The sequence below is a fragment of the Saccharibacillus qingshengii genome, from assembly GCF_013185195.1.
In the GTDB taxonomy this organism is placed as follows: Bacteria; Bacillota; Bacilli; order Paenibacillales; family Paenibacillaceae; genus Saccharibacillus; species Saccharibacillus qingshengii.
The window spans coordinates 1-12,383 of the sequence record NZ_JAAZWC010000022.1; the positions used below are offsets into that span (position 1 = coordinate 1).

Consider the following 12,383-nt stretch of genomic DNA (forward strand, 5'->3'; position numbering starts at 1 on the left):
AATGTCTAGGCTGGAAGTCTACACACGAATCGTTTCAGGACGAAGTGTTGCACTTGGATTGACAATCCGTCATAAAATGTTTCTCTTTATTTTGATTATTTAAAATAAGCAAATAAACTGTTGCGGTTTTAGAATGATGTTTTTAAAAGCATGGGTTTGCGTACAGCAAAAAAATGCCCAAAAAGTGTTCGTAAATGTGGCAAGATTACGTTGTTAATGCAAACTCATATACGAGGGACTTTGCGAACATTAATGGGAGGGCAAGCTGTTAATCATTAGGATATTGCTGCGTATCGACCAAAGATCACAATTCGGAACGATAGCGTTTGAAGTTTGTGCAGCAGGGGATTACGAAACGCTTTATTTTTAAGTTGAACTTCGGCAGAGATAATCGTTAAACCGATCAGGATAACAACCGCGCCTAACACATAAGTCTATCGCGACATGCGGAATTCGATCGGAAGTCGATCCACCAAGAAAAAACGGACGAAAGCCTCAAGGCATTCGTCCGTTTGCATGCGGATAAGCGATCATATCGTCTGTTACTCCGCCTGCAGCACCGCGTATCCGTAAGCCGGCAGTTCGATCGTCAGCTTGCCGCCGCCTGCGCTGAGGCTGCCTTCCGTTTGCGGCTGCTTGTCGGCTCCGCCCGCGTAGAGCACGCTCCACGCGCCGGAACGGCCGGCTTCGACTTCGACGCTCTGCGCCGTCTCCGATGCGTTCAGCGCAACGATGAACATGCCTTCGCCGTCCTGTCTGCGGTAGGCGATCGTGCGTCCGCCCGCTTCGGCATGCAGCACGTCGAAGCTGCCGGTACGCAGCGCGCTGTGTTCCAGGCGCAAAGCGATCATTTTCCGGTAAAAACCATGCAGCTCGCGGTCCTGTTTCGACTCGTCCCACTCCATGCACTTGCGGCAGTCGGGGTCCGCTCCGCCGTCGATACCGACCTCGCTGCCGTAATAGACGCACGGCGTGCCGGGATACGTCATCTGGATCGCGACGGACAGCTTCAGCTTGTTTTTGTCGCCGCCGGCTACCGTGAGCATGCGCTCCGTGTCATGGCTGTCGAGCAGGTTGAACGCCGCCTGGCTGACCGGCAGCGGATAGCGTGCCAGCTGCGTCGCGAGCGAATGGGAGAATTTGAGCGCGTCCGTCTGTTCCAGCGCGACAAAGTTCCGGACCGCATACGTGAACGGATAGTTCATCGCGGAATCGAACTGGTCGCCCTGCAGCCACGGCGTCGCTTCGTGCCACAGTTCGCCCAGAATATAGGCTTCCGGATTGGCTTCCTTGACGACATTCCGGAATTCGCGCCAGAACTTGTGATCCACTTCGTCCGCCACGTCGAGCCGCCAGCCGTCGAAGCCGATCTCGCCGATCCAGTAGCGCGCCGCTTCGAGTAGGTACTTTTTGACTTCCGGATGGCCGGTGTTGAACTTCGGCATATTCGGCTCGAAGCTGAACGTCTCGTACGTCGGAATGCCGTCTTTGACATCGATCGGGAACTCGCGGACATGGAACCAGTCTTTGTACTGCGATTTCTCGCCTTTGTCCTTCACGTCGACGAACGGTTTGAACGTTTTGCCCGAATGGTTGAACACGGCGTCGAGCAGTACCCGGATACCGCGCCCGTGACATTCCGCGATCAGCTTCTTGAGCGTATCGATATCGCCGAAGTGCGGATCGAGCTGCATATAATCTTCCGTGTCGTATTTATGGTTGCTCGGCGCTTTGAAGATCGGGGTGAAATAGACCGCGTTGACGCCGAGGTCCGCAATGTAGTCGAGATGCTGGTGTATGCCTTCCAGATCTCCGCCGAAGAAGCTGTCCACTTCCGGCTTGCCGCCCCAGGGCTGGACGTTTTCGGGATCGATGGAGGTGTCGCCGTTCGCGAAGCGTTCGGGGAAGATCTGATAAAAGACGGCGTTTTTGGCCCAGTCCGGCGTTTGCAGAATATCTTCCGGATTGATATAGGCGATCTCGTAGAAATCGTCGGACGTCTCGCGCTCCGTATGGTGGAAGCCGTCTTCGTTCATCCAGACTTTGTCCGAACCGCTTTCCAGCCGGAATCCGTACTTGAGGCGGCGGTAAGGCGGCTTGATTTCGCACTCCCAGTAATCATACAGCGCATCGGTAGCGAATACGCGCATAGCCGTTTCTTCGCGGGTCCGATCCCAGGCATATTTGTCTCCGCCGATCACGAAGATCCGCTCCACGTCATTTTTTTGGGTGCGGATGCGCAGATGAATCGTTTCATGGTCAACGGTATAGGCCCAGTTCAGTTTCGGCCGGTGTTCGATCGCTTCGAGCAGCATTGGATAGTCCCCCTTGGATATGGAAATGTTGGAATCGTGGAATGGCGCGCCGGGCACCGACAAGAAGGTATACCCGGGAAGCGGGAAGCGAGAAACAAAGCGGGTGCCCAAGAAACGGATTTTTCCGCAAAAAAAGAACGAACAAACCGTTTCCCGCATCGTGCAGGGGAAGCGATCCGTTCGTCCGTCTTTCAAAAAGTTCCACGTGAAGCGTAAACTTTCGATTAAAGCGGCATCAGGTCGCGGTTTTTGGCCGATTTGCGGCATTCTTTGCATACGCCGACCAATTTGCCGTAATCGTCGACATAAAAAGCGATCGAATCGCTTTTCTTCTGGCAGTACGAGCAGGGCTGCTGGCGCCCGTCTCCATTCTTGGGGACGAATCCGCGGATATCGGCCCCCCGGGAGGAAGAAGCGGCTGCGCGTTTCGGCTTGACGGGTTCCGCCTCGGCCGATTTGGCCGGAGCGGTACGCAGTTTGCGGCGGCGGGCGGCGGCAAGATCGACGAGATTGCTCGACGACCGGCGGCTTCGTGTGGAGCGGACGACGAGCGCCGCGGCCAGGGCTCCGCCGAGCAGTACGGCTCCCAAGATCAGCGCGATAGCGACAGGCATCATAACGCTTCCCTCCTTGTGAATGGAATGATCGGGCTGGGGTCAAAGGGCGGTAAAACTTCAGGAATCGGCTCCGATAATCGGAACAAAAAGTGTACTTTTCATTACCCGAATACGTAGAGGAAAGAAACAGGCTTTATTGAAAAAACAGGACCGGCGAATCGTATCCGCATGTGCCCCGAAGCGCAAATGCTGGTATCATGGACGCAGAGCGGATACAGGGGCGCGAAGAAGCGGCTGCGCCCGAGGGTCCGGAGTGGGAGGATTGGAAAAGTGAGCAAAAAAACGGTGCTGTATATCGAAGACGAACGGCAGATCGGCGAGTGGGTGGTACGCAATCTCGAAGAACGGGGATACGGGGTCGTCTGGCTCGAGAGCGGGGAAGGTGCCTCCGAAGCGGCCGGGCAATGCGATGCGGCGGTGCTGGATATCATGCTGCCGGGGCTGGACGGATTTACGGTCGGCCAGCGATTGAAGCGGGACCGTCCGTCGATGCCGGTGATGATGCTGTCGGCGCGCACGTCGATCGACGACAAACTCGAAGCGCTGCGGTTTGCCGACGATTACCTGACCAAGCCGTTTCATCCGGACGAGCTGGCCGCGCGGATCGAAGTGATGCTGCGCCGCTCGGCACCGGCCGAACCGGAAGGACGCCGTATCGGACATCTCCTCGTATACGAACGCGAGAACCGGGTAGAGAGTGCGGATACCGGCGAAGAGATTGCGCTGACCGGCAAGCAGTTTCATATTTTTATGTATTTCCTGCGCCATCTCGGACAGATTCTGACCAAGGAACAGATCTATGAAGCGGTATGGGGCGAACCTTATATGGACGGCGACAAGACGCTGATGGTGCATATCCGGTATCTGCGCGAGAAGATCGAACGCGATCCCGGCAGCCCGCAGATCGTGGAGACCGTCCGGGGCATCGGCTATCGGGTAAAAGGATGAGCAAAAAACGCCAGGTGCCCATGAAGTTCCGGCATTCCTTGATGGCCCGCTATCTGATGCTGGTCGGATTGGCCATTTTTCTGCTGCCGATCATCGTGCTTGTCGTCACGGCCGTGTATCTCGGATATACCTACTTCATCTGGCAGCCGGAGAAGCAGCAGGTCGATCCCGAGCAGGGCGTATCGACAGCGGTTCTGGAGAGCGGCTGGCACGAACTTGCGGCCAAGTTGGACGGAGCGGATGCGTCCAAGATCGTTGGCGTTATGCGCGAGTTTCACCTCAAGAATCCGCTGGTGGCGGTTGCGGCGGTGGATGCGCAGGGACGGACGATCGCGGAAGAGCCGGAGCGTTCCGGCATTCCCGATGTCTGGACAGCCGGATGGACGGCGGAATTCATGAAGCGGGCCAACGCGTATCAGGCGCCCGAGTTTACGATCGTCGCTTTTATCGGAGAAGGTCAAGACGATATGCGGGATACGGGGCAGGGGTTTCTGGTTGCGCAGGTGCCGCGGGAGCTGACGGCGACGACGGTACCGGACCAGAATCTGCGGCTGTCGCAGGTCTTTGCGGTCACGCTGTTTGTGCTGCTGTTTATCCTGTTCGCCATTATGTTCTGGGCGTTCTTCTATCGGATCCGCAGACGTCTGGTCCGGCTTCAGGCAGCCATGACCGCTTACGACGAACACGGGATGCCGATGCCGGTCGGACCCGAGCGGCGGCGCGACGAGATCGCCGCGCTTGGAGGGACTTTCGACGAGATGGTGGCGAAGCTGAGGGCGGGCCGGGAGCGCGAGCGCGAAGAAGAAGAACTGCGCAAAAAGCTGATCGCCAATTTGTCGCACGATCTGCGTACTCCGCTGACGGTCATTCGCAGCCATGCCTATTCGCTGGAGCAGGAGCCTCTTGGCGACCGCGGACGGGAATCGCTGGCGCTGATGACGCGTAAACTGGACGATCTCGGCGGACTGATCGACAATCTGCTCTCGTACACCCTTATTGCCGCCGGACGTTATCCGATGCGGATCGAAGAAACGGATGTGCTGCGCATCGTGCGGGCGGCCGCCGCGCAGTGGTATCCCGTGTTCGAGAAAGAACAGATGGAAGTCGATGCCGACCTCCCGGACGAAGCGCTGATCTGGCGCATGGACCGGGAGTGGTTGATGCGCATCCTGGACAATCTGTTCCAGAATGCCGTCCGCCATGCGAAGGAAGGGCGGTATATCGGTCTGGCGCATGGACCGGCGGGAAGAGACGGACGGCGGCCTTTGCAGATCCGGGACAAAGGACCGGGACTCCCGGCCGCACGGCAGCCCGAATCGGCGGCAGCGGCCGGGGCTGCGGAGGGAAACTCGATCGAAGCGGCTCCGACAGCCGAACGTTCGGACGTTTCTGCGCAGGCGAATAATCCGTCCGCATCAGACGGTTATCGGACCGTGCGCCGCAATCCGGCCGAAGGAGCCGGAATCGGCTTGTCGATCGTCGATCTGATGATCCGGGAGATGCAGATGCAGTGGAGCATCGAGAGCGGCGAAGGCGGCACGGTGATTACGATCTGGCCGCCCGCTTCCAAGCCGTCTTGAGCATCGCCGGATCCGCTTTTCGCCTGTGGCGAAATTCCGGCGGCGCTGCCGAAGCTGGACCGATGACCGACGCATCGCGGCTGTGCACCGGTCCGGATTGTGCATACACACCGCTTCCGGATATATACACGGCCTAATCTATGTACAGTGATTGCCAGCGTCATACACAGTGATCACTCTTGCTATACACACCTCATTCGCTTCGTCCATCGGTCCTCAACGAATGGACGGAGTGATTTTTTTGTATTCAAAATGATGATAAACCCTGAAGCGGCGCGGTTTTCGCTGCTCCTCAGCCCTGCCGGTTCCCGGCGGGCTTTTTCTTTTTTCGCAAAATCGTTTGACAGAAATCCCCTCTCGTCATATAGTGTGCATATAGACATACACAGTAATCACTGTACATACACAGTCCGCCGCTCATGCCGATCCGGCACATCCGACAGCGGCGAAATCCCAAGCCATCTTACGAAACAGATAAAAGGAGCGATCAAGATGACATTATCGATCAAGCATCTGGGCAAGCGTTATGAAGACAAGGTTGTCGTGGACGATATTTCACTGACTGTAGAGGCGGGCGAAGCGTTCGGGCTGCTCGGAGGCAACGGCGCAGGCAAGACGACGACGATCCGCTCGGTGCTGGGGCTGCTCGAATATGAACAGGGCGAAGTGCTCTGGAACGATAGACCGTTCCTCACGAACCGTCCGAGTGTCGGCTACCTGCCGGAAGAAAGAGGGCTGTATCCGAAGGAAACGGTCAGCGAACAGCTTGTCTATCTGGCCCGCCTGGAAGGAATGAAGAAGCAGGCGGCGCACAAAGCGCTGAGAAGCTGGCTGGAGCGTCTCGACATCGGCGAACATGAGCACAAGCGGGTCGAACAGCTGTCCAAAGGCAATCAGCAGAAAGTCCAGATCATCTCGGCGCTCATTCACGATCCCGAGCTGGTTATTCTGGACGAACCGTTCAGCGGACTCGATCCGGTGAATTCGGACATGCTGGCCTCGGTGGTCAAAGAGCAGATCGCGGCGGGCAAAGCGCTTGTCTTCTGCAGCCACCAGATGATGCAGGTCGAACAGTTCTGTGAGAATATCGCGATTATGAAAAAAGGCCGCATGCAGATCGGAGGCAAGCTTGCGGAGATCAAGCGCTCTTACGGACGCAGCAATCTGGTGCTCCGCAGCGAGACTGACCTGACGGCGGTCCTGCAGGCAGGCGGCTTCACGGACATTCGGCGCGACGCGCAGGAGTGGATGCTCAAGGTAAGCGGGGAAGCGCAGGCGCATGAGCTGATGCGGAGAATCGGAGAAGCGGGAATTCCGCTGCTGAAATTCGAGATCAAGGAACCGACGCTGCATGAAATCTTTATTGAAAAGGTGGGGGAAGCGGTATGAGAAACTTCGGAATCGTATTCGGCTATTCGTTCAGGGAGCGGGTTCGTTCCAACTCGTTCAAATGGATGACGGTGCTGCTGGTCGCGCTGATTGCGGCAGTCGTCCTGATCCCGAAATTCCTCGGGGACCCGGCTCTCAACGAAGGCACGGTGGCCGTTGTGAATACGTCGCAGCTGGAGATCGGGGATGAAGCTCTCCGCACCGCGGTATCTCCGCTGTATGAATGGGAAATGGCGCAGCCAGGCGACAGCGAGGCGTTGACGGCGCGGCTTCAAAGCGAAGACCTGGCGGCGATTGTCCGGATCGAAGACGGTACGGCTGTCGCGGCTCCGCGGATTACGCTGTCGGTGAATCGCCAGGAGGATATCGATTTCGCGCAGAATCTCGCCGTTTACGTAGAACGTCTGAACACGAACGCCCGTATTGGCGCACTCGGATTGACCGATGCTCAAGCGGCGGCGATGACGGCGCAGCCCGACTTCGCCTGGAACGAACTGAACGGTGGGGGCAAATCGATGGCCGAGACTTATCTTCCCGTATACGCCCTGATCGTTCTGCTCTTCTTTATGATCTATCTGTTCGCCGGGAATGTAGCGACTTCGGTATCCGTCGAGAAAGGATCGCGCATCCAGGAGATCCTCATTACAAAAGTAAGCCCGGGTCAGCTGCTTGCGGGCAAAGTGGCGGGTGTCGGCCTGGCCGGTATGCTGCAGTTCGCCATTATTTTCGGCTTTGGCGCTCTGATCGTCAACTTTGCGGGTTCGGGAGAAGGATTGTCGGTAGGCGGCCTGTCGATCGACTTGTCGATTCTCGGCGGACAGACGCTGATCGTGGCGGCCGTGCTGTACATCCTCGGCTACTTCTTCTACTCGACGCTGTTTGCGGCCGCAGGTTCCATGGTCAGCCGCAGCGAGGAACTCAGCCAGGCCAGCATGCCGGTCTCGATGCTGCTGATGGCCGGATTCACGATTGCGATGGTATCGCTGGGTAATCCGGATGGGACGCTTGCCGTTGTCTCTTCCTATATTCCGTTCCTCACGCCGATGGTGCTGCTGGCCCGGGTAGGTGCCGGCGAACCGGCGCTGATGGAGATCGTGCTTCCGCTTGTCATTCTGGCGGTATCGACGCTTGTCGTCGGCTGGATCTCCGCCAAAATCTACCGCGGGGGTGTGCTGCTGTACGGACAGAAGCCTTCGGTCGTGACGATGATCAAGATGCTGGGTTCCACAGGAAAGAAAGCTTCCCGTTCGCAGACCGGAACGTCCGCTCCCGGCGCAAAAGACGCAGCTTAAGCTGAATCCCAATCTCAAGGAGGAATCGGTTATGTATGAATACAAATTCATCAAAGTGGAACTCGACCGTTTCAAGAGCCAACCTAAAGAGCCCTACCACGATATCGTGCATGAGCACGCAGCGGAGGGATGGAGATTGAATCAGATTTTTGCCCCGACTACAGCCGGCTTCGGAAGTTCGACTTTTTACGAACTGATCTTTGAGCGGGTCGCGCAGGAAGCATAAGGACGAAAATAGGCAGGGTTGTGCGTCATGCTTCATTGAAGCGTAAGCACAACCCTGCCTTTATACTTCGGTCAAAGTCCGGTAGGACGCGATTTTGAACGTCAGCATTTCGTCCGCATCCTGCAGCGTTTGCATCTGCGCCCGAATCGAACGTTGATGTTCAGCCAGCAGATTGAGGCGATCCGCTGCGGTATGGTCGCCTTCCTTAAACAGCGAAGCATACTTCTTGATCGAAGCGATCGGCATCTGCGTTTCCTTGAGTTTAATTACGAACTGCAGCCATTTGATATGCGATTCGGTATAGCGCCGGTCGCCGCCGGCATCCCGAAGCGGGATGATGATTTGTTCTTTTTCGTAATACCGGAGTGTATGGGCGCTGATGCCGAGCAGCTCCGCCGTTTCTCCAATCGTATGCATGGATCATCGCTCCTTTGGATTTTGACTTGACTTAGAGTTAACTCTAATCAATATAATCAACGCATAGGCCGATCGCAAGACCTAAATTCGATCGAGTCCAGGAGGAGTTTCCATGAAGTACACAGTCATTACCGGTGCCAGTTCGGGAATCGGCTACGAAGCGGCGCTGGCATTTGCGGCCCGCGGCAAGAATCTGATCGTGGCGGCGCGGCGCACGGAAGAATTGGAACAGCTCAAATCGAAGGTGGCGGAGATCGACCCCGCGCTGGATGTGGTCATTCGTACCGTGGATTTGTCCGTATCGGCCAATGTGCATACTTTCTACGACAGTCTGGGCGAGTATGAGATCGAGACGTGGATCAACAATGCCGGCTTCGGCAACTTCGCTTCCGTCGGAGAACAGCATCTGCCGAAGATCGAACAGATGATCCATCTCAATATCGAAGCGCTGACGATTCTGTCTTCTCTGTACGTACGCGATTATGCGGCGAAGGAAGGCACGCAGATTCTCAACATCTCGTCGGGCGGCGGGTACACGATCGTGGCCGAAGCGGTCACCTACTGCGCGACCAAATTCTACGTCAGCGCGTTTACCGAAGGACTGGACCAGGAACTCAAAGGCAAGAATCTGCCCATGCGGGCCAAAGTGCTGGCGCCTGCCGCAACGGAGACCGAGTTTGCCAAGCGTTCGTTCGATGTCGACCAGTTCGAATACGAAGGCCGCGTCGCCAAGTTCCATACCGCGCAGCAGATGGCGGGCTTCCTGCTCGATCTGTACGACAACGATCAGACCGTCGGAATCGTCAACGGCTTGACGTACGATTACGAATTGAGAGGCCCGATCTACCCTTACGCCGACCAAAGCCAGACCCAGACCGAAAAAGAGTCTTGAGTGTCCGGATTTCCGCTTCGTACCTATTCCCAAAGCCGTATGCCTTTTCCGGGCATGCGGCTTTTTTTACGCTTTTTTAAACGGAATTTAAACTTGGCAAGGTCTGTCCTTTAACCTGGGCTCTCTATCATAGGAAATAACGATAACGAGCAAAGAGGTGAGGGACATGACAGAAATGATGATCGAGACCCGGAACTTGACCAAGAAATACCGGGGGACCCGTGCCGTGGACGCGCTTAATCTGGCGATCCCGCAGGGCGAAATTTACGGATTTCTCGGACCGAACGGAGCGGGCAAGACGACGACGATCCGGATGCTGCTTGGCCTGATCAAGCCCGACAGCGGTATTGTACAGATCTTCGGACAGGACCTGAAGCGCGAGCGGATCAAGATTCTGCGCCGGGTCGGTTCGCTGGTCGAGTACCCGTCGTATTACGGCCACCTGAACGCGGTCGAGAATCTGGAGACGATCCGCCGGATCCTGAATGTGCCCAAGAACCGGATCGACGAGGTCCTGCATACGGTGGGACTGACCAAGGACGCCAAGCGTTCCGTCAAAGGGTATTCGCTTGGGATGAAGCAGCGGCTGGGCATCGCGTCGGCCCTGCTCGGCAGTCCCGAACTGCTGATTCTTGACGAACCGACGAACGGACTGGACCCTTCGGGCATCCTGGAAATTCGCGAGCTGATCAAAAAAATGCCGCAGGAGCAGGGGATCACCGTCCTCGTTTCCAGCCACCTGCTGAGCGAAATCGAACAGATGGCGAGCAGTGTCGGGATCGTCAACCAGGGGAAAATGATTTTTCAGGACAGTATGCCGAATCTCCAGCGCAAAGCCGGCAGCGAGATACATATCGCTTTGTCCGATCCGGAAGCGGGGATGATTACGGCGCGCGAACAAGGCTGTTTCCCGCGGCTCGATCAAGGGAAGATGGTGTTCAAAGGCATCGATAACGGGCAGATTGCCCGGCTCGTGTCGGCTCTGGTCGATGCGCGGCACAGTATCTACCGCGTGGAAGAGCGCCGCAAATCGCTCGAAGACCTGTTCCTGACGATGACAGGAAGCGGTTCGGCGGATACGGCGGACGCGGACTTCCGCAGCGGAAGCGGCGCTCCCCGAGCGGCGGGCCTGCCAAGGGAGGCGTCGCAATGATCGGCAAGCTGTTTGCGGCCGACCTGCTCAAAACGCGGCGGACCGGCATCTGGTGGGTGGTCTTGATCGGAGCGGCCGGACTTGCGGCCATGCAGGCGCTCAACTTCGGGCTGCGCTACGATTATCTGGTGTACGACACCTATGCGGCCGACCCCTGGGGCGGTCTGATCCAAGAAACGAGTATGTTCGTGCCGATTGCGATCTATCTGGCGATGACCCTGCTGATGGGCATGATCGCCAATATCGAGAATCGCCAGAATTCCTGGAAACAGACCCTGGCTCTCCCGGTCCACCGTTCCGAAGTCTTCGCTTCGAAACTGCTGTGCTGCCTGGTTCAGCTGTTGGCCGCCTGCGTGCTGCTGGCCGCTTCGACGGCCGCCGTCGGACTGCTGCTGGGCTTCGGAGGACCGCTGCCTTATCTGGATCTGCTGACGCTCGGCTTCTATCCGATGCTGGCTTCGCTGCCGATGCTCGGCGTGATGCTCTGGATGACTTTGACGATGCGCAATCAGGCTATTCCGATCTCGCTGGGGATCGCGGCTTCCATGGTATCGGTCTTCGGCGCTTCGATGCCTGAGATCCTTCCGCTGTCCTGGCCGATGCTGGTTGTGCGGGGACACGAGACGCTTAGATTTGTCGGGCTGGGCATGGCTTTGTTCGCCGTGCTCTATCTGCTGGGATCGATTCACTTCTCGAGAAAGGATGTGGCCTGATATGGCGATCTGGATTTCGGCGCTTCGCAGCGAGCGGATCAAGCTGGGCCGTTCGCAAATTATACTTTTGGCCGTCATCGATCCGATTCTCTGTGCAGTGGTCGGGCTGATGTCCAACGTCGGTAATGAAGAAGGCAGTTGGACCGCTTTGTTTATGGTAATGACTCTGCTGCACGCCCTGCTGTTTATGCCGATGATGGCCGGCATCTTCTCGGCTTTTGTCTGCCGCTATGAACATGCCGGCGGCGGATGGAAGCAGATCTTGTCGCTGCCGGTCTCGCGCACTGCGCTGTATCTGTCCAAACTGCTGGTCGTGGCCGGGACGCTTGCGTTCAATCAGCTGCTGTTCCTGATCGTCGTGCTTGGGGTAGGCCTGGGCAAGGGATACGATCTGTCGCTGATTCCGTGGGAAGTGTTCGCCCCCAAACTGATCGGAGGCTTCGTGGCCTGTCTGCCGTTGGCCGCGCTGCAGCTGTTCGTCTCCACCATGTGGAGCAGCTTCGCGGCCCCGCTTGTGCTGAACATGGTCTTTACGGTTCCGAACATTCTGGTCGCAAATTCGGTGACCTACGGTCCCTATTATCCATGGGCGCAGCCTATGCTGGTGATGATGCAGGCGGGCGGCGAATACGACTTCGGCGCGTTCGGCCTGCCGATCGAGAGTCTGATGATTACGGTTGGAGGAAGTTTTCTCGTCTTTCTGGCTGCCGGATTAGTGTACTTCAACCGGAAGCCGGTCTAGATCTTTGAGCGAAAAAAGAAAAAAATTCAAAAAATCCGTTTCTTTCCGTTAACAAGAGGGACGACAATGACGTTGATATAGAAAAGGGGAAAAGTCCCC

12 protein-coding genes are annotated in these 12,383 nt (G+C 56.9%); 9 read left to right on the top strand and 3 right to left on the bottom strand.

Going from position 1 to position 12,383, the window contains the following annotated elements; genetic code table 11:
* Positions 1-542: 542 nt before the first annotated feature.
* Complete coding sequence (locus HRQ60_RS17110; RefSeq protein ID WP_172197844.1) at positions 543-2,315, bottom strand: alpha-glycosidase; 1,773 nt, start codon at positions 2,313-2,315, stop codon at positions 543-545.
* 224 nt (positions 2,316-2,539) lie between these two features.
* Entirely contained in the window at positions 2,540-2,932 is a 393-nt protein-coding gene (locus HRQ60_RS17115; protein ID WP_172197847.1) for a hypothetical protein, read from the bottom strand.
* Positions 2,933-3,202: 270 nt separating this feature from the next.
* Between HRQ60_RS17115 and HRQ60_RS17120 the strand changes: the two genes are divergently transcribed.
* The 5 genes from HRQ60_RS17120 to HRQ60_RS17140 all read left to right on the top strand — a co-directional run bounded on the left by HRQ60_RS17120 (position 3,203) and on the right by HRQ60_RS17140 (position 8,367).
* Positions 3,203-3,880, top strand: coding sequence for a response regulator transcription factor (locus HRQ60_RS17120; protein WP_343044726.1), 678 nt, complete (start codon positions 3,203-3,205; stop codon positions 3,878-3,880).
* Positions 3,877-5,460, top strand: coding sequence for a sensor histidine kinase (locus HRQ60_RS17125; RefSeq protein ID WP_172197853.1), 1,584 nt, complete (start codon positions 3,877-3,879; stop codon positions 5,458-5,460). Before HRQ60_RS17120 ends, HRQ60_RS17125 begins: the two co-directional genes overlap by 4 nt.
* Before the next feature lie 492 nt (positions 5,461-5,952).
* Positions 5,953-6,849 (top strand): ABC transporter ATP-binding protein, encoded by an 897-nt coding sequence (locus HRQ60_RS17130; protein ID WP_172197856.1) that lies wholly within the window; start codon positions 5,953-5,955, stop codon positions 6,847-6,849.
* Positions 6,846-8,141 (top strand): ABC transporter permease, encoded by a 1,296-nt coding sequence (locus HRQ60_RS17135; RefSeq protein ID WP_172197859.1) that lies wholly within the window; start codon positions 6,846-6,848, stop codon positions 8,139-8,141. The genes HRQ60_RS17130 and HRQ60_RS17135 overlap by 4 nt, the downstream gene beginning before the upstream one ends.
* A 31-nt stretch (positions 8,142-8,172) precedes the next feature.
* Entirely contained in the window at positions 8,173-8,367 is a 195-nt protein-coding gene (locus HRQ60_RS17140; RefSeq protein WP_172197862.1) for a DUF4177 domain-containing protein, read from the top strand.
* A gap of 60 nt (positions 8,368-8,427) precedes the next feature.
* Here the strand turns inward: HRQ60_RS17140 and HRQ60_RS17145 are convergent, their stop codons facing one another.
* Entirely contained in the window at positions 8,428-8,784 is a 357-nt protein-coding gene (locus HRQ60_RS17145) for a MerR family transcriptional regulator (protein WP_172197865.1), read from the bottom strand.
* A 112-nt stretch (positions 8,785-8,896) separates the two neighbouring features.
* On the opposite strand from HRQ60_RS17145, the gene HRQ60_RS17150 reads away from it, so the two are divergent.
* The 4 genes from HRQ60_RS17150 (at position 8,897) to HRQ60_RS17165 (ending at position 12,284) form a co-directional block, all read left to right on the top strand.
* Positions 8,897-9,676: an SDR family NAD(P)-dependent oxidoreductase gene (locus HRQ60_RS17150; RefSeq protein WP_172197868.1), complete on the top strand. Its 780-nt coding sequence runs from the start codon at positions 8,897-8,899 to the stop codon at positions 9,674-9,676.
* 166 nt (positions 9,677-9,842) lie between these two features.
* Positions 9,843-10,829, top strand: coding sequence for an ABC transporter ATP-binding protein (locus tag HRQ60_RS17155; protein ID WP_172197870.1), 987 nt, complete (start codon positions 9,843-9,845; stop codon positions 10,827-10,829).
* Entirely contained in the window at positions 10,826-11,542 is a 717-nt protein-coding gene (locus HRQ60_RS17160; protein WP_172197873.1) for an ABC transporter permease, read from the top strand. Before HRQ60_RS17155 ends, HRQ60_RS17160 begins: the two co-directional genes overlap by 4 nt.
* A 1-nt stretch (position 11,543) precedes the next feature.
* Positions 11,544-12,284 carry an ABC transporter permease gene (locus HRQ60_RS17165; RefSeq protein ID WP_172197876.1) on the top strand — a complete coding sequence of 247 codons (741 nt, stop codon included), beginning with the start codon at positions 11,544-11,546 and terminating at the stop codon, positions 12,282-12,284.
* The last annotated feature ends 99 nt before the right edge of the window (positions 12,285-12,383 follow it).

Coding starts and splice junctions, on each gene's coding strand:
- HRQ60_RS17110 (WP_172197844.1), bottom strand. CDS start 2,315: ATGCTGCTCGAAGCGATCGAACACCGGCCGAAACTGAACTGGGCCTAT.
- HRQ60_RS17115 (WP_172197847.1), bottom strand. CDS start 2,932: ATGATGCCTGTCGCTATCGCGCTGATCTTGGGAGCCGTACTGCTCGGC.
- HRQ60_RS17125 (WP_172197853.1), top strand. CDS start 3,877: ATGAGCAAAAAACGCCAGGTGCCCATGAAGTTCCGGCATTCCTTGATG.
- HRQ60_RS17130 (WP_172197856.1), top strand. CDS start 5,953: ATGACATTATCGATCAAGCATCTGGGCAAGCGTTATGAAGACAAGGTT.
- HRQ60_RS17135 (WP_172197859.1), top strand. CDS start 6,846: ATGAGAAACTTCGGAATCGTATTCGGCTATTCGTTCAGGGAGCGGGTT.
- HRQ60_RS17140 (WP_172197862.1), top strand. CDS start 8,173: ATGTATGAATACAAATTCATCAAAGTGGAACTCGACCGTTTCAAGAGC.
- HRQ60_RS17145 (WP_172197865.1), bottom strand. CDS start 8,784: ATGCATACGATTGGAGAAACGGCGGAGCTGCTCGGCATCAGCGCCCAT.
- HRQ60_RS17150 (WP_172197868.1), top strand. CDS start 8,897: ATGAAGTACACAGTCATTACCGGTGCCAGTTCGGGAATCGGCTACGAA.
- HRQ60_RS17155 (WP_172197870.1), top strand. CDS start 9,843: ATGACAGAAATGATGATCGAGACCCGGAACTTGACCAAGAAATACCGG.
- HRQ60_RS17160 (WP_172197873.1), top strand. CDS start 10,826: ATGATCGGCAAGCTGTTTGCGGCCGACCTGCTCAAAACGCGGCGGACC.
- HRQ60_RS17165 (WP_172197876.1), top strand. CDS start 11,544: ATGGCGATCTGGATTTCGGCGCTTCGCAGCGAGCGGATCAAGCTGGGC.